This is a genomic window from Proteinivorax tanatarense (genome assembly GCF_040267685.1).
GTDB lineage: Bacteria > Bacillota > Proteinivoracia > Proteinivoracales > Proteinivoracaceae > Proteinivorax > Proteinivorax tanatarense.
The window spans coordinates 2,392,033-2,408,657 of record NZ_CP158367.1 but is presented as its reverse complement, the minus strand read 5'-3'; the positions used below and the strand labels follow the sequence as shown (position 1 = coordinate 2,408,657).

The window sequence follows — 16,625 nt, the reverse complement described above, 5'->3', positions numbered from 1 at the left end:
ATGGGAACGCTATATATAAAAATAAAAAGGAGTTTGAATTGCAATCATTAAAACAATAGAAAACGCAGGATGGAACTTAGAAAATACCTATGCAAGCTTACCAGAAAAGTTTTATGCAAAGCTTAAGCCTTCTTCTGTCAAAGCTCCACAAATGATAGTTTTTAACAATCAGTTAGCTCAAGATTTGGGTTTAGATGACAGACAGCTGAGTTGCACTGGTGCAGATTATTTTGCAGGCAATAGGTTACCTAAAAATGTGGTGCCTTTGGCACAAGCATATGCTGGCCATCAGTTTGGTTACTTTACAATGTTGGGTGATGGTAGGGCAATATTAATAGGTGAACAGACTGCCCCTGAAGGGACAAAATGGGATATACAACTTAAAGGAGCTGGAAGGACTCCATACTCAAGAGGTGGCGATGGCAGAGCTACATTAGGTCCGATGTTGCGAGAATATATTATTAGTGAAGCTATGCATGCTCTTGGCATTGAAACTACGAGAAGTCTAGCCGTTGTTAGCACAGGAGAAGAAGTTATGAGAGAAAAGTTATTACCTGGTGCAATTCTGACAAGAATAGCTTCCAGCCATTTGCGAGTTGGAACGTTTCAATTTGCAGCCCATTGGGGAGGGGTTACAGACTTAACGGTGCTTGCAGATTATACAATAAATAGGCATTTCCCTGAAGTATTGCAGGACAACAACCCTTATCTTTCAATGCTTAAAGAAGTTGTAAAAAGACAGGCATCTTTAATTGCCAAATGGCAGTTGACGGGGTTTGTACATGGTGTAATGAATACAGATAACATGACTATATGCGGAGAAACCATTGATTATGGCCCATGTGCCTTTATCGACCGCTATGACATAGATACAGTATTCAGCTCGATAGATAGACAAGGACGATACTCCTTTGGTAATCAACCTTCTATTGCCAAGTGGAACTTGATTAGACTAGCAGAGACTTTACTACCGTTGTTAAGTAAAGATGAAAAAAAATCTAAAGAACTTGCAGAAGAAGCAGTAGAAGAATTTAATAAACATTATTATCAAAGCTATATGTCAGGGATGAGAAAGAAGTTAGGCTTGTTTAACTTAGAAGGTGGAGATAAAGACTTAATTAACAACCTTCTTGACATTTTGGAGTATAGCAAAGCTGACTATACTAATACCTTTAGGGCTTTGACCATTGGAAACCTAGAAGATATTGCTGACCTAAAAAATAAAGAATTTGATTACTGGTTGAAACTGTGGCGAGCTAGGATTGCAAATCAGTGTCAATCTAAAGATGAATCTCAAAAAATAATGGAAAAGAATAATCCATCAATAATTCCTCGAAACCATAAAGTAGAAGAAGCATTAAAAGCTGCCGTTGAACATCAGGATTTTAGATTAACTAAAAAGCTCATTAGTGCTCTATCAAGTCCTTTTGATTACCAGCTAAGCCTAGATGAGTATACTAAGCCATATTCCGGGAAAGAGCCTTATAGAACATTTTGTGGCACCTAAAAGGGTGCCATTAACTTATATCAGATTAGCTGGCTCTTCAACCTTGTTTTGAAGAACTCAAAATTATTAGGGGCGACATCTAGTATAGGCCGAGGGTTAATTAACAATTAACGCATAAGGATTATTTTTTTTAAGGGTTCATGCTTGCTTCCTTAAAAGTTATCATTTTATCATTCATATTACACGCTGCATCTATTATTGGAAATGCTAAAGCAGCTCCTGAACCTTCTCCTAAACACATATTCATATACAGCATTGGTTCAACTCCTAAAAGCTCACTGGCTCTTTTTCCACCTAATTCCATTGAAGCGTGGGAGGGAATTAAGTAATCCTTGACCTTAGGTTCAATAGACTTAGCGATTAGCGCCGATACAGTAGCTATGTACCCATCAATAACAACAGGAACTCTATTGGCAGCTGAGCCTAAAATTACACCAGCCATTCCTCCAATTTCTAAACCACCTACTTTTGCCAAGACGTCCAGTCCATCATCAGGATCTGGTTTATTAATATCGATAGCTTTTTCTATAACCTTTATTTTATGCTGTATCCCTTTAGAATCTAAGCCAGACCCTTTACCAGTAATTTCTTTTGGAGGTATATTTCCTAGCACTGCCAGTATGGCAGTGCTAGCAGTCGTATTTGTTATACCCATTTCTCCAACGCCAATAAGATTAACTCCTCTTTTTATTTGTTGTTGAGCTATTTCTATTCCCACTTCTATAGCATCAACAGCTTCTTTTCTAGTCATAGCAGGGCCTTTAGCAAAGTTATCTGTCCCATATTTTATTTTTTTGTTAATTACACCAGAATTTAACGGAAGTTCTCCATTGATTCCAATATCAACTGTTACAATTTTAGCATTGGAAATTTCACCTATAGCACAAACACCAGTGAGACCTTTAGGGAAGTTCAACGTTTGCTCAATGGTTATACTTTGCGGATTAGGGGCTACACCCTCCTCATAGACACCATGATCTGCAGCCATTATGATAATAGCTTTATGCTCTACGCTAGGATGTATATTCTTAGTTATCCCGGCTAATTGTACAGTTATTGCCTCCAACTTCCCTAAGCTTTTTGGCGGTTTAATGAGATTGTCCACCCTCGTTCTTGATTTTTTCATTATTTCGCTGTCCAAAGGTTGAATGTTTTTAATAATTTTTTGCAAAAGTTTCATTTTTACTCCTCCTTTTTTTATAAAATAAAAAAGTCTACAGTCTATTTTTGTATGTAAAAATAGACTGTAGACTTTTCCATCATCTACTAGATATAAAGCGTATAGGCAGGTCTCCTGGCTTAGGTTCCTAGTTTCATTTACCTTCCCAAACTTTTGTTCAGTGGCACTAAAAAACGAAACTCCCCTTTACAGTGGCGGGACCGCTGAAGACTTTCACTTCATTCCCTATTCTCCCTTTCGGGCACCTATCGCTTTTTATTGTAATAAAAACTAATATAACCTTATACTTTTTTGAAATTTGTGTCAAGTTAATCAATCATTTTATTGAAAAAGGTCTCTTTTAAAGATTAAACTTTGTTACATTTTCATTCATATCTTTAGCTATTTTTTCGAGATTCAAGCTTGATTTTTGTATTTTTTCAATCGATGAGTTGTTTTGCTCCATTGATGCTGATACTTCTTCGGTAGAAGCAGAATTTTCTTCAGCAACTGCAGATAGATTTTGTAAGGTGTTAAGAATGTCATTTTTCATTTTTTCCATTTCAGAACCTGAGGTGCTTAAATTTTGGACTTCTACCTCTGTAGTTTTTATGGCATCTAATATTAAAGAGTACTTGTCTTTTGTTATAGAAACTATATTAGATTGTTGCGATAATATGTTTTCCACTTTTTCCATACTTTCTACAGATTTTTTAGAATTACTTTGTAGCTCTGTTACAACTTCATCAATGGTTTTAGTTGAAGAAGTTGATTCTTCTGCAAGCTTTTTAATTTCTTCTGCTACAACTGCAAATCCTTTTCCTACCTCTCCAGCTCTTGCAGCTTCAATAGCAGCGTTTAGAGCCAATAGGTTTGTCTGTTCAGCAATGGAAGCAATCAATTGACTTGATTGACTAATTTTAGACACGCTATCACTGGTTTGCACAATGGCACTATGTACCTCTTGTACCTCTTGATTACTTTCATTTGAAATTTGGGTAAGTTCTTGAACCTTATCTAAACCTTCTTTGACTGCACTAGATACTTGTGAGGAGAAGTTAGAAACATTTTTAATATGGTCTTGGTTTTGTTCTATCAAATTTCCTAAATTGCTTGCTTTGATAGAACCATCTTCAGTATCAGTGGCCTGTGAAGAAGCTCCCATAGCAATTTGTTGCGTAGCAGAAGACACCTCTTTAGAAATTTGAGCAGCATCTTTAGCAGAAGAAGTTAGGTCCTCTGAATAGCTTTGTACAGTGTGGGAAGAACCTTTGATTTTGTTAATAGTTTCTTTGAAGTTTTCAGTTATTAGCTGTAAAGATTTAGACAGACTACCAATTTCATCTTTGCGCTCTAGTAGGTTATTGGGGACATTAGAGCTAAGATCTAAATCAGCTATGGTTTTAGCATGTGTAGTTAAAGACTTAATTGGTTTGGTAAAATAATTAGCGCCAAAATATGATGTGATGAGAATTGTAAATATTGACCCTATAACAAAAATAACAAAAATCCTTGTGAACAGCTGTAGACCACTTAATAAAGTACTTCTAGGGATTTGAATAAACAATTTCCAATCATGGGTGTTGTCTATGTTTGAAAAAAGCAAATATGAATCTACACCTTCTATATCTGTGCGGATCACCCCGTTATCATTAGACATAATCTTATCTAAATTATCACCTAAATAGCTACTATTACTGCTATCTGTGACACTCTCTCCAATACGGCTATCATTTCTATGGACAATAATATCCCCGGTGCCATCCACAACCCAACCGAAGCCTTCACCTTCTATATTAATCTGATCAACAGCTGAGGTTAGGTCCTGTAACAGAACAGAACCAGAGATAAGTCCCACTACCTCTCCGTCAAAATTAGTAATGGAATGGGCAAAAACAGTAATTAGTTGGCCATCAAGAGAACTTTCGAAAGGGTTTGTAACATAGGTGTGTTGTCCTTGTTGAAAAATAGGCTCCATGTAAGCGCTTGCACTAAAATCACCCTGTTCTCCATTAGAAGAAAAAGCTGTTCCGTCTGGGTGAACTATAGACAACCTTGTAAATAGGGTGTTATTTTCTGCTTTTTGCAGAAATCTTTTAGAATCTTCTATGTCCATTTCTTTAACTGCATCATATTCAGTTATAATAGCTAACTCAGAAAGGTTTTGCTCAATCAAGCTACCCACAGCATCAGCACTGTTTTCCGTGATATCAGAGCTTAGGTCTTCTGAAAGTCTTGTTAGCTCACTGCTTGAAACATTATATAAAATTATACCTGAAACTATAAAAACCAGTGAGCATATAATTGAAAATAGAGCTATTAGTTTAAATTTAATACTTTGCATAAATTTCCCCTCCTTAACTTAAATTTTAATATTAAAAATTACTGCTTTGACTCACCTCCTCTACAAATAATTTCTAGAAATGGACTAATTTTATTTTAGCATTAATTGTATTTAATATATATATAAATAAAAACATTTCAAACATAAGCAAACAAATATTTTATAAATAATAATCAAATGTTATAATCATAGATAAGCCCATTGAAAACACAAATCTTGTCATGGGAGATGGTTACATGAAAAGGATAAATAATATATTAACACATGATGGATATATCACTTACCTAAATAAGATAAGAGATGCAGAAAAAAATAGGCCTTTTTGTAAACATGGATTACAGCACTTTTTTGATGTTGCTAGGATAGGGTATATATTTGTATTAGAAAGAAATTTAAGTATAGACAAAGAAACTATCTATGCTGCAGCTTTGCTACATGACATTGGGCGGTGGAGAGAATACAAAGATGGAACGGACCATGCCCTTGTTAGTGGAGATATTGCTAAGGAAATTTTAAGGGATTGTAAGTTTGGCGAAAAAGAGATAAAGCATATTGTACAGGCGATAAAGTTACATAGAAACAAAAATAAATTGTATACTCAGTTAGACAAGGTTCTGTATGAGAGTGATAAAGTTTCTAGACCTTGTATTAGCTGTGGGAGTAGAGATAAGTGTAAACGATTTGCTAATGGAGAAAAGGTGAAATTTTTTGTATAATACATACAGTTGATAAAAGGGGTGAACTATTTGATTTTAATGATAGATAACTATGATTCCTTTACTTATAATTTAATTCAGTATTTATCATGCTTAAACGAAGAAGTGGAAGTTTATCGCAATGATAAGATAAGCATTGAGCAAATAGAAAAAAAGAATCCCGATATAATAGTGCTGTCACCGGGTCCATGTACTCCTAACGAGGCTGGGATATGTAAAGATGTAGTTAAAGAGTTTAAAGGAGAAATCCCTATTTTAGGAATTTGTTTAGGGCATCAGACAATTGGACAAGTTTTTGGTGGAGAAGTGGTTAGGGCAAATGAGCCTATACATGGCAAAGTTTATGAAATAAATCATTTAAACAAAGGTGTTTTTAAAGGCTTAAAAAATCCTTTAAAAGTAACTAGGTATCATTCTTTGATTTTAGATAGCAATTCTTTGCCAGGTTGCCTGGAAGTTACTGCTCAAACAGCTACGGGTGAGATAATGGGGATAAAGCATACAGAATACATGATAGAAGGAGTTCAGTTTCACCCCGAGGCAATTTTAACTGAAATGGGGATGGAACTTTTAGAAAACTTTGTCAAACAGGCAAAAGAAAATAAAGCAGGTGGTTTTAAATGCATATAAGAGAAGTTAAAACATCGCTAAAAAGTTTTGATATATACTCTATTTTTAAGGACAAAGATTATAGCTTTATTTTAGATAGTGGCATGGATCAAGATAAGCTAGGGAGATATTCTTTTATAGGCTTTGAACCATTAGTGACCTTTAAAAGCAAAGGTGATAAGATCGACATAATCGATAGTGGGAAAAGAACAACGGTTTTTGGCAACCCATTTAGCGAACTTAAAAAACTGTATAGTAGATACAAGTTTGATTACGACACTGATTTGCCATTTATTGGTGGTTTTGTAGGGTATTTATCTTATGATCTCTGCCACTATATAGAAAAATTACCAAGGAAAGCTGTGGATGATGTATATATTCCTGATTGTTTTATGGGGTTATACGATGGCGTTATAGTAATTGATCATAAAAAGAATAAGGTTTATGTAACTGCTTTGGGAATTAATGATGATCCACAAGTTGTTGTAGGTAGGGTAACTTCAGAGTTATTTGAGGGGGAAAAGCAATTAAATAATGAAGAACAGTCAATCCAACGGAAACAACCTCCCTCAGTAAGCTTAACCTCCAATTTTACAAAAGATGAGTATCTTAAGGCTGTACATAAAGTTAAAGAATATATAAAAGCAGGTGATATATATCAGGCCAATTTAACTCAGCGATTTTCCGGAAAGGTAGAAGAGAACCCATACAATCTTTATAAAAAATTAAGAAAGATAAATCCTGCTCCTTTTGCCTCCTTTATAAATTTCGGCGAGGGATATGTAATAAGCAGTTCACCAGAAAGATTTATTAAAGTTAAAAATGATGTTATAGAAACTAGGCCGATTAAGGGTACTAGGCCAAGAGGTGATACTCCAGAAGAGGACATTAAACAGAGAAAAGACTTGCTTTCTAGCGAAAAAGACAAAGCGGAATTGTTGATGATTGTTGATTTGGAGAGAAATGATCTTAGCAAGGTATCTCAAACTGGCAGCGTTGAAGTGACAGAGTTATTTCATCTTGAACAGTATGCTACTGTATATCACCTAGTATCGACCATAAAGGGTTTAGTTAAAAAAGAGTGCGATGCCATAGATTGTATTAAAGCAACTTTCCCCGGTGGTTCTATAACAGGAGCACCTAAAATTAGAGCTATGGAAATTATTGATGAGTTAGAGCCAACGCAAAGAAATATTTATACAGGTTCTATTGGTTATATCGGGTTAAATGGAGATATGGACTGGAATATAGTAATTAGAACAATTGTCTATAAAGAAGGAAAAGTGTATTTGCAGGTTGGTGGAGCCATTGTGTGGGACTCCGATGCAGAAAGTGAATATCAGGAAACATTTGACAAGGCGAAAGCGTTGATAGCAGCCCTGAATAGTTAAACAGGGGGGATGAAATGTATATTTTAGTAAATGGAAAGGCTGTAAAAAAAAATCATGCTAAGGTAACCATAGATAGTAAAGGCTTTCAATATGGGCATAGTGTTTTTGAGACTATAAAAGTTGATGCAGGAAAAATATTTTTTTTAGAGGACCATATTGAAAGACTGCAACAATCATGCAAAAAAGTAGGTATAGAAACTCAGGTCTCCTATGGAGAACTGTACGATCAGTGCAATACTTTGTTGAATATAAACAGAGTTACCAAAGGGGTTTTAAAAATATTGTGCGCAAAAGGTGACTATGTTGATAACCTTATTATAAGTAGTAGAGAAAATACTTATAATAAAGAAGAATATGACAAAGGGTTTAAACTGGGTTTTGCTGATGAAAAAAGAAACCCTTATTCAAGTTTAACCTATATTAAGTCAGGGAACTATCTAGAAAACTGGTTAGCAAAGGAAAAAGGGATGAAGGCTGGCTTTAAAGAAGTGATATTTTTAAATATCCATAACAAAATAGCGGAAGGGGCTATTTCTAACATTTTCTTTGTAAAAAATAACATTATATATACTCCTGATATAACCTGTGGAATTTTGCCGGGAATTATGAGAGAAAAAGTTATTCATTTAGCCCGTAACTCAAAACTTCAAACTAAGGTCGGCTGTTATAACAAAAATGAACTACTAAGTGCAGATGAAGTTTTTATAACAAACTCTTTATTGGAAATAATGCCAGTCTCGCAAATAGAAATGCAAAAGTATAATACAGAAAATAATATAGTTACCACTAAGCTTAGAAAAGCCTTTAAGGTAACTTATCTTGAACAGAAAGAGGGATAAAAGTGGACAAAAAGAAAATAGAAAAAGCTATAGGGGATATTTTAGAAGCAATAGGAGAGGATCCTAAAAGAGAAGGGCTACAAGGTACACCCAAAAGAATTGCAGATATGTATGAAGAAATTTTTTCTGGCTTAAAAGAAGACCCTAGTAAACAATTGGATATTTACTTTCAAGACGAAGATCATGAAGAAATGGTACTGGTAAAGGATATTCCTTTCTACTCTACCTGTGAACATCATTTAGTTCCTTTCTGGGGAAAAGCCCATGTGGGATATATACCTAGAAATGGTAAGTTGACGGGACTTAGTAAGCTAGCTAGAGTTGTAGACTCTGTAAGTAAAAGGCCACAATTACAAGAACGATTAACCTCCCAGGTTGCTGATATTATCCATGAAAAATTATCTCCCTATGGCGTTATTGTGGTAGTGGAGGCAGAGCATATGTGTATGACAATGAGAGGGGTAAAAAAACCTGGTTCAAAAACAGTTACCTCTGCTGTTCGAGGAATATTTAAAAAAGAAGCTAAGTCTAGAGCTGAAGCCATGTCTTTAATTCAGTTTAGAAGCTAAAAATAGAGGAGGGACTAAAATGGTTGGTTCAAACAAGCAAGTGATAAGATGCGGAAAATATAAACTACAATTGGGCGTAAAAACTTATATTATGGGGATTTTAAATATTACTCCAGATTCATTTTCTGATGGCGGAGACCACTATAGTATAGAGGAAGCTATAAAACATGCTAAATATATGGTTTCGCAAGGTGCTGATATAATTGATGTAGGGGGGGAATCAACAAGACCAGGTGCGGAAGAAGTTACCCTGGATGTTGAATTAAAGAGGGTAGTTCCCATTGTAAAAGAGCTGGCAAAACAAACTGATGTTCCTATATCTGTAGACACATATAAAGCTAAAGTAGCAGAGGAAACTTTGCAAGCAGGAGCACACATTATTAATGATGTATGGGGATTACAAAAAGACCCAGAGATGGCACCGGTGCTAGCACAATATAACGCTCCTATCGTAATGATGCATAATCAAAAAGGAACTTCCTATGATGGGGATATCATAGAATCTATAAAAGAGTTTTTAAGAAACTCAATCGAAATAGCATTGGCGGCAGGTGTTGAAAAGGAAAAAATAATCTTAGACCCTGGGATTGGGTTTGGCAAAACTGCGGAACAGAATATTGAAGTTTTAGGAAGGCTGAGTGAATTGCGTGAATTGGGTTACCCAGTTTTATTGGGAACTTCACGAAAATCAATGCTTGGAAAGATTTTAGACCTGCCCCCTAAGCAAAGGGTAGAGGGAACACTGGCTACATCAGTACTTGGGGTTAGCCAAGGGGTGGAAATTATCCGTGTTCATGATATAGAGGCAAATTTAAGAGCTATAAAAGTTACAGATGCTATAGTGAGGAGATAGCTTATATGGATAAAATTATTATGAAAAACATGTATTTTTATGGCAACCATGGAGTGTTAGAAGAGGAAAAGGCATTAGGACAAAAATTTATTGTGGACATTGAACTGTTTTTAGACATTAAAAAGGCTGGTGTAACAGATGATGTTAATGAAACTGTAAGCTATGCTGAAGTTTTTGAATTAATTCAAATCTTAGTTGAAAAAGAAAGATATCACTTACTAGAAGCTTTAGCAGAAAACATAGCCCAAAAGGTGCTAGATAAATTTGCAAAAGTTTTAGCAATAGATGTAACAGTTAAAAAACCAGAAGCACCTGTAAAAGGAAAGTTTGATTACTTTGCAGTTGAAATAAGGAGAAGTAAAGATGGCTAAAGTATATTTGGGGTTGGGAAGTAATATAGGTGACAAAAAGGCTTACCTCTTAGAAGCTATCAAGAAACTAGAAAGTCATAAAGATATTTTTTCTCTTTCATCATCGTCCTTTTACGAAACCGATCCTGTGGGCTATAAGGAACAGGATAGTTTTTTGAACCTAGTGGTTGTGATAGAAACTGGCTTGCTTCCTTATGAACTTTTATCGTATATAAATGAAATAGAAACTCAACTACATAGAAAAAGGACCATTCGCTGGGGACCTAGAACTATAGATATTGATATACTACTTTATGAAAACTTTGCAAGTGATGATGAGAAGCTTACTATTCCACATCCAAGAATGAAAGAAAGAGCTTTTGTAATGATTCCACTTTGGGAAATAAATAATGATATCCTTATTGATGGTTCACACATCCAAGATATTGTTAAAAAACTTGATAGTGAGGGCATAAGAAGGGTAACATGAGATGCTGGATTTTTAAATGGAAAAAATATTCTTTTTTTTACAAAACAGTATTGATGTTTTTACCATTATCTGATAGCATTAAAATTAATGTAAGAGGATTAAAATTAAATATATAATTTTAGGTGCTCAAGTAGAGTTAAATGGGAAAGTGGTGCAAATCCACTACAGCCCCCGCTACTGTGAGTGAGGATGAAATTGACATAAGCCACTGTTATCTTTTTTGATAAAGGGAAGGCGTCAAGAGTAAAGAGATTCACGAGTCAGGATACCAGCCTAAAATTGCAAGTAAACTCCTTCGGAGGGAAGTGGGTTTTATTTTTTGATGCATTTTAGGACTGTATCTCAAAAATAATACCCATGGCTACATGGGTATTATTTTTTTGCAAGCGAACTTCAAGCAGCGAGGGGAGTAAGTTACCCACTGTTGAATGTTCAGCTCATTAGTTAAGGGAGAGTTTGATGTGAGTATACTAGTATTCAGCATTAATCACAAAAAATCAAATATAGAGTTTAGAGAAAAAGTAGCATTTAAAAATAAAGACATTGATAAAGTTTTAGAGATAATAAAGAAAAGTTCTATTTGTAAAGAGGGAGTAATTTTATCTACCTGTAACCGCACCGAGTTAATTGGTAGTTTTGATGATTTAACTTTGGGAGAAAAATGGTGTAAAAAGATTTTTTACGATACTTTTAGCATAGCTGAGTGGGAAATGGCGGGAAAATACGAGTTTAAAAAAAATGATGAAGCTATTTTTTACTTATATAGGCTTTGTTGTGGATTAGAGTCAATTGTGTTAGGTGAAGATCAGATACTGGGTCAGGTTAAAAAGGCCCATGAAAAGGCTATGGAAAAGGGAGCAAGCGGTAAAATTTTAAATAAACTTTTTTTGGGGGCAGTGACTGCGGCAAAAGATATACGCTCTAACACCAAGATTTCCGAAAATCCTCTTTCGTTAAGCTATATAGCTGTAAAGCAAGCACAAAAAAAGCTTGGTTCCTTAAAAAATAGTAGAGCATTGGTGGTTGGTTATGGAAAGATGAGCAGATTAACAGTTACCCACCTTCTGGAGCTAGGAGTCAGAGAAGTATACATATGCAACCGAAGCCCAGAGAAAGTAAAAACAAATAAAAGTAAGGAAATTACTTCTGTAAGTTATAAGGAGAAATATGACTTTATAAATAAGGTAGATATTATAATTAGCGCTACTTCAGCTCCACACTATATTTATCATTATAATGATTTTGAAAAAACCTATAGAAATAACCCTATTGTGTTAATCGATATTGCTATACCTCGGGATATTGATCCAAGAATATCAAATATACAAGGGGCTAGTTTATATCATATAGATAATCTAAAAGAAATAGCTCAGGAAAATATAAAGTTTCGAGAAAAATTATTAAATGAAATTAGCAGGGAAATTGAAACTAGAGTAAATGACTTTATAAGATGGCGAAGGAGTGTTCCGATACATTCGAAAATAGCGGAAATTCATCATCACAATGACTTATTGGTAGATGAAGGACTGGAACAAATGTTTAAGAAAATAGATAACTTAAATCAAAGAGAATGTAAAATAATTGAGGAAACTATCAAAAGCATGGTTAAAAGAATGTGGAAAAAACCAATTATTCAGATGAAATATGCAAGTGAGCAGGGTGACTGCGAAGAAGCATTGGAGTTTGCAAAAAAATATTTAGGATGTAAAAACTGATGAATAATAACTTGTCAATTTTTTTAGACATAACAGGTAAAAAAGTGTTGGTAGTGGGTGGAGGAAAAGTAGCTTGGAGGAAGGTTTCAGCTCTTTTAGATAAAGGGTGTGAGATAAAAGTTGTAAGTCCAAAACTGATTTCTAATTTTGATAGCCTTATAAAAAATGGAAAAGTAACTTTTTATAAAAGAAAATTTAACAATAAGGATTTACTTGATAATAATATAGTTTTTGCTGCCACCGATGACGTTAACCTAAACAAGAATATATTTTTAGAAGGAGAAAAACACAATGTACTAGTGAACAATGTTACATCATATAAAGATTCCACCTTTATAATGCCAGCAAACCATCAACAAGAGTTTATCTCAATATCAGTATCCACTCACGGCAAAAATCCATTTTTATCTAAGTACCTAAAAAACATTTTGGCTAAATCTTTCTCAGAAAAATCTGAAAAGCTAGCTGAAATTTTAAATAAATATAGGGTCAAAAGCATTAACGAGCCTTGTTCCCAATGCAAAAGACAGTTTTGGGAAATAGCAGAAAAGAACCTCCCCTCAAGTTTGTGTGAAATAGAAAATTTATCAGATCAGCATTTTAAGTATTTAAATGAAATATTATTAAAAGAATACAATAAAATTTTTCAAAGGGGGAGTAAACATGACAAGAACCATTAAGGTGGGGTCAAGAAAAAGTGAATTGGCAATTATTCAAAGTGAGATTATCATTAACTTACTTAAGCGCTTTTTTCCTCAATACAAATATGAAATAGTAACTGTAACCACCAAAGGGGATCAAATTTTAAATAAGACTTTAAGTAAAATTGGCGGAAAAGGATTATTCGTAAAGGAGATTCAAGAGTTGTTATTAAGCGAAAAAATAGATATGGCAGTCCATAGCATGAAAGATATGCCCCAGGAAACTTCAAATGGACTGATGATTTCTTCTATGCCTAAACGGGAAGACCCTAGGGATGTGCTTATTTTCAACTCTCAAAGAAGTCTTAAGCAGCTTCCTGAAGGAGGAATTATCGGCACTAGCAGTTTAAGAAGGCAAAGCCAAATACTAAAAATGAGAAATGACCTAAAAACTTGTGGGTTGCGGGGAAATGTTAAAACAAGACTTAGAAAATTATATGACCAGCATATGGACGGAGTTATATTAGCTGCAGCAGGTTTAAATCGATTAGGGATAACTCCCGAAAATTTTCAGGTTCTAAATACTAAGGAATTTGTTCCTGCAGTAGGACAAGGAGCAATTGGATGCGAAATTAGACAGACAGATAATGAGCTTAATGAAATGTTACAAACAATTAATGATTATAATACCTTTGTTTCGGTGATGGGAGAACGAAGCTTTTTACAAACCCTACAAGGTGGATGCCATGCTCCCATAGGTTGTTTTGGGAAGATAAAAGGTGATGAGTTGCATTTACATGCCATGGTTGGAAGTTCAGATGGTAATGTCTTTTTATATGACGAAATAAAAGGTGAGCCTAGTAGCTATCTAAGTTTAGGGGAAAAACTCGGGGAAAAACTAGCGGCAAAAGGTGCAAAGGAAATTTTAAAAGCAGAGGATGGAGTATAAGTGAGCTATAAAACAAATGTATATCTGGTTGGCACAGGTCCTGGTGATAGTGAGTTGGTTACAATAAAAGGCTTAAGAGCGATAAAAGAAGCAGATGTTATTTTATATGATAGGTTAATTCCTTTAGAAGTTTTACAATATGCCAAACCAAATTGTCAGTTAATAGATTCTGGGAAAGCTCCTAATAAGCATAAGTTAACACAATCAGAAATTAACAATCTGTTAGTTAGTAAAGCTGCTCAGGGAAAAATTGTTGTTCGACTTAAAGGTGGTGACCCTTTTGTTTTTGGTAGGGGTGGAGAGGAAGCTGTGAGTCTTGAGAGGGCTGGCATAAATTATGAAATTATACCGGGAATAACTTCCCCCATAGGAGTTAACGAATATGCTGGTATTCCTGTAACTTATAGAGATGTAAGCACTTCTTTTCATGTTATAACTGGAAGTGAGGATCCAAATAAGAGTGATACCCAAGTTAACTATCAAGCTTTGGCCAAATTAGATGGGACATTAATTTTTTTAATGGGTATAGAGAGAATTGAGGAAATTACTAACTCTTTGATTGAACATGGTAAAGACCCTGATACACCAACAGCAGTAATAAGTTGCGGCTGTACCGCTAGCGAAAAAAAAGTTTTTTCGTCTTTAAAACTCATTAAAGATGAAGTGCAAAAAAAGGGGATTAAAGCACCGGGAATTATAACGGTTGGTAAAGTTGTGGAGTTTGGGAAAGTGATTAACTGGCGAAAAAGCTTGCCTTTGAATGGGAAACGCATTTTAACTACTAGAGATAAAAAGCAAAAGCAGTTAAAGGATACTCTTTTACGTCTCGGAGCTGAAGTAATTACTTACCCTTCTATTTCTGTTAATCATAAAGTTAATTTAACAAAAGAAACTTTTAATAAAATAATGAAGTCAAAGTTTATTCTTTTTACCAGTCCAACTGGTGTAGAGGCTTTCTGGACCAATTTGAGGGATAAAAAAATAGATTTTCGCCATTTTCATCAAACTAAAATTGCAGCCATTGGAAGTTCAACTAAAAATGCATTAGAACAAAAGGGAGTCGTCGTTGATATTGTTCCCAACACTTTTACTTTAGAGGGTGTTGTTGAAGCGTTGTCCAGTAAAGTGAAGGCAGGCGACACTTTATATCATATAAAAGGAAATTTAGGAAGACAGGTGGTTAAAGAGGAACTAACTAAGATAGGGGTTAGTGTCTTTGAAGAAGTGGTTTATGAAGTTAAAAAGGTAAAAGATTTGGAGAGATTAGAGAAAATTAAAGAAAAGACCTTTGATTATATTTTATTCACAAGCCCATCAGCTGTTAAATATTTCAGCGAAAGTTTAACGGATTTAGGTATAAGCATAAATAATAAGCTGATAAAAAAAAGCACAATTGGAGCTATTGGCCCAGTTACCCAAAAAGCCTGTCGAGATATGGGGTTGACTGCTGATATAATACCTGGTAGCTACACAATAGACGGTTTAGTAGAAAGGATAGTAGAGGAGGAATGTTAATGGGTGAAGATTTTATAAGATCCCGAAGGCTACGAAAAAATGATGGTATAAGAAGGTTAGTACGCGAAACCGCACTTAGCGTTGATGATTTTGTTTATCCAATCTTTATTACAAATGGAAATAACATAAAAAAACCTATACCTAATATGCCGGGTCAGTATCATTATAGTGTAGATCAGCTAAAGGAAAGTTTAAAAGAAGTGGTGCAACTGGGCATTTTGGCAGTGATTGTTTTTGGGCTACCCGATAAAAAAGACAAACTAGGAAGTGAAGCTGATTCGAGTCAGGGCATAGTCCAAAAAGGAGTAAGAGAAATAAAAAAACACTACCCTTTTTTAACTGTTATTACTGATGTGTGTTTATGTCAGTATACCATCGATGGTCATTGTGGTGTTGTGGAAAAAAAAGAAATAGATAATGATATAACTTTAAAGAGGCTGCAAAGCATTGCGGTAAGCCATGGAAAAGCCGGAGCAGATATTGTAGCCCCCTCTGACATGATGGACGGCAGGGTAAAGGCGATAAGAAATGCTTTGGATATGGCAGAATTACAAAACGTACTAATAATGAGCTATAGCGCAAAATTTTCCTCGTCCTTTTATAGTCCTTTTAGAGGAGCTGTACAATCTAAACCAAGTTTTGGAGATAGGCAAACATATCAAATGGACCCCGCCAATCGCATAGAAGCAAAAAGACAAATAGAAATTGATATTGATGAAGGGGCAGATATTATGATGGTAAAACCAGCTCTTCATTACTTAGATATAATAAGGGATGTAAAAAACGATTTTCCTATAGCTGCATATCACGTTAGCGGTGAATATGCCATGTTTAAGCTAGCTGCTCAAAATGGCTTAGTGGATGAAAAAAAAGGTATGATTGAAACATTAATTGCTATAAAAAGAGCTGGAGCAGATATAATTATTACTTACTTTGCTAAAGAGATAGCAAAGGAGCTTTGTAAAAAATAAATTGGGA

General features: G+C 34.8%; 16 protein-coding genes and 2 riboswitches. Of the genes, 14 read left to right on the top strand and 2 right to left on the bottom strand.

The window, feature by feature from the left end:
* The first annotated feature begins 37 nt into the window (after nt 1–37).
* Complete coding sequence (locus PRVXT_RS11840; RefSeq protein ID WP_350345157.1) at nt 38–1,507, top strand: protein adenylyltransferase SelO; 1,470 nt, start codon at nt 38–40, stop codon at nt 1,505–1,507.
* Nucleotides 1,508–1,637: 130 nt separating this feature from the next.
* Here PRVXT_RS11840 and cobT read toward each other — a convergent pair whose 3' ends face one another.
* Together cobT and PRVXT_RS11830 are read right to left on the bottom strand one after the other, a co-directional pair.
* Nucleotides 1,638–2,687, bottom strand: coding sequence for a nicotinate-nucleotide--dimethylbenzimidazole phosphoribosyltransferase (gene cobT / locus PRVXT_RS11835; RefSeq protein WP_350343074.1), 1,050 nt, complete (start codon nt 2,685–2,687; stop codon nt 1,638–1,640).
* 87 nt (nt 2,688–2,774) lie between these two features.
* Nucleotides 2,775–2,951: riboswitch (cobalamin riboswitch) on the bottom strand.
* Nucleotides 2,952–3,027: 76 nt separating this feature from the next.
* The gene (locus PRVXT_RS11830; RefSeq protein ID WP_350343073.1) at nt 3,028–5,010 is read right to left on the bottom strand and encodes a methyl-accepting chemotaxis protein; all 1,983 of its coding nucleotides are present in this window, start codon (nt 5,008–5,010) and stop codon (nt 3,028–3,030) included.
* A 236-nt stretch (nt 5,011–5,246) separates the two neighbouring features.
* Here PRVXT_RS11830 and PRVXT_RS11825 point away from each other — a divergent pair, with 236 nt between their 5' ends.
* From PRVXT_RS11825 to hemB, 13 genes are all read left to right on the top strand, one after another.
* Entirely contained in the window at nt 5,247–5,726 is a 480-nt protein-coding gene (locus PRVXT_RS11825; RefSeq protein WP_350343072.1) for an HD domain-containing protein, read from the top strand.
* A 30-nt stretch (nt 5,727–5,756) separates the two neighbouring features.
* The gene (locus PRVXT_RS11820) at nt 5,757–6,356 is read left to right on the top strand and encodes an anthranilate synthase component II (protein ID WP_350343071.1); all 600 of its coding nucleotides are present in this window, start codon (nt 5,757–5,759) and stop codon (nt 6,354–6,356) included.
* Nucleotides 6,347–7,726, top strand: coding sequence for an aminodeoxychorismate synthase component I (gene pabB, locus PRVXT_RS11815; protein ID WP_350343070.1), 1,380 nt, complete (start codon nt 6,347–6,349; stop codon nt 7,724–7,726). The genes PRVXT_RS11820 and pabB overlap by 10 nt, the downstream gene beginning before the upstream one ends.
* A gap of 14 nt (nt 7,727–7,740) precedes the next feature.
* Complete coding sequence (locus PRVXT_RS11810; protein WP_350343069.1) at nt 7,741–8,565, top strand: aminotransferase class IV; 825 nt, start codon at nt 7,741–7,743, stop codon at nt 8,563–8,565.
* 2 nt (nt 8,566–8,567) lie between these two features.
* Nucleotides 8,568–9,134 (top strand): GTP cyclohydrolase I FolE, encoded by a 567-nt coding sequence (folE, locus tag PRVXT_RS11805; protein WP_434064295.1) that lies wholly within the window; start codon nt 8,568–8,570, stop codon nt 9,132–9,134.
* Between the two features lie 19 nt (nt 9,135–9,153).
* Complete coding sequence (gene folP / locus PRVXT_RS11800) at nt 9,154–9,987, top strand: dihydropteroate synthase (RefSeq protein ID WP_350343068.1); 834 nt, start codon at nt 9,154–9,156, stop codon at nt 9,985–9,987.
* Between the two features lie 5 nt (nt 9,988–9,992).
* On the top strand, nt 9,993–10,358 hold the full coding sequence (gene folB, locus PRVXT_RS11795) for a dihydroneopterin aldolase (RefSeq protein WP_350343067.1): 366 nt from the start codon (nt 9,993–9,995) through the stop codon (nt 10,356–10,358).
* A complete protein-coding gene (gene folK, locus PRVXT_RS11790) occupies nt 10,351–10,827 on the top strand; it encodes a 2-amino-4-hydroxy-6-hydroxymethyldihydropteridine diphosphokinase (RefSeq protein ID WP_350343066.1) in 477 nt (158 codons plus the stop codon). The genes folB and folK overlap by 8 nt, the downstream gene beginning before the upstream one ends.
* A 103-nt stretch (nt 10,828–10,930) precedes the next feature.
* Nucleotides 10,931–11,118, top strand: a riboswitch (cobalamin riboswitch).
* Nucleotides 11,119–11,288: 170 nt separating this feature from the next.
* A complete protein-coding gene (gene hemA, locus PRVXT_RS11785; RefSeq protein WP_350343065.1) occupies nt 11,289–12,542 on the top strand; it encodes a glutamyl-tRNA reductase in 1,254 nt (417 codons plus the stop codon).
* Nucleotides 12,542–13,222: a precorrin-2 dehydrogenase/sirohydrochlorin ferrochelatase family protein gene (locus PRVXT_RS11780; RefSeq protein WP_350343064.1), complete on the top strand. Its 681-nt coding sequence runs from the start codon at nt 12,542–12,544 to the stop codon at nt 13,220–13,222. The genes hemA and PRVXT_RS11780 overlap by 1 nt, the downstream gene beginning before the upstream one ends.
* Nucleotides 13,206–14,132 (top strand): hydroxymethylbilane synthase, encoded by a 927-nt coding sequence (gene hemC / locus PRVXT_RS11775; protein ID WP_350343063.1) that lies wholly within the window; start codon nt 13,206–13,208, stop codon nt 14,130–14,132. The genes PRVXT_RS11780 and hemC overlap by 17 nt, the downstream gene beginning before the upstream one ends.
* The gene (cobA, locus tag PRVXT_RS11770; protein WP_350343062.1) at nt 14,133–15,647 is read left to right on the top strand and encodes a uroporphyrinogen-III C-methyltransferase; all 1,515 of its coding nucleotides are present in this window, start codon (nt 14,133–14,135) and stop codon (nt 15,645–15,647) included.
* Nucleotides 15,647–16,618: a porphobilinogen synthase gene (gene hemB / locus PRVXT_RS11765; protein ID WP_350343061.1), complete on the top strand. Its 972-nt coding sequence runs from the start codon at nt 15,647–15,649 to the stop codon at nt 16,616–16,618. Before cobA ends, hemB begins: the two co-directional genes overlap by 1 nt.
* Nucleotides 16,619–16,625: the final 7 nt, after the last annotated feature.

Coding starts and splice junctions, on each gene's coding strand:
- folP (WP_350343068.1), top strand. CDS start 9,154: ATGGTTGGTTCAAACAAGCAAGTGATAAGATGCGGAAAATATAAACTA.
- folB (WP_350343067.1), top strand. CDS start 9,993: ATGGATAAAATTATTATGAAAAACATGTATTTTTATGGCAACCATGGA.
- pabB (WP_350343070.1), top strand. CDS start 6,347: ATGCATATAAGAGAAGTTAAAACATCGCTAAAAAGTTTTGATATATAC.
- hemC (WP_350343063.1), top strand. CDS start 13,206: ATGACAAGAACCATTAAGGTGGGGTCAAGAAAAAGTGAATTGGCAATT.
- cobT (WP_350343074.1), bottom strand. CDS start 2,687: ATGAAACTTTTGCAAAAAATTATTAAAAACATTCAACCTTTGGACAGC.
- PRVXT_RS11830 (WP_350343073.1), bottom strand. CDS start 5,010: ATGCAAAGTATTAAATTTAAACTAATAGCTCTATTTTCAATTATATGC.
- PRVXT_RS11825 (WP_350343072.1), top strand. CDS start 5,247: ATGAAAAGGATAAATAATATATTAACACATGATGGATATATCACTTAC.
- hemB (WP_350343061.1), top strand. CDS start 15,647: ATGGGTGAAGATTTTATAAGATCCCGAAGGCTACGAAAAAATGATGGT.
- folK (WP_350343066.1), top strand. CDS start 10,351: ATGGCTAAAGTATATTTGGGGTTGGGAAGTAATATAGGTGACAAAAAG.
- PRVXT_RS11810 (WP_350343069.1), top strand. CDS start 7,741: ATGTATATTTTAGTAAATGGAAAGGCTGTAAAAAAAAATCATGCTAAG.
- PRVXT_RS11780 (WP_350343064.1), top strand. CDS start 12,542: ATGAATAATAACTTGTCAATTTTTTTAGACATAACAGGTAAAAAAGTG.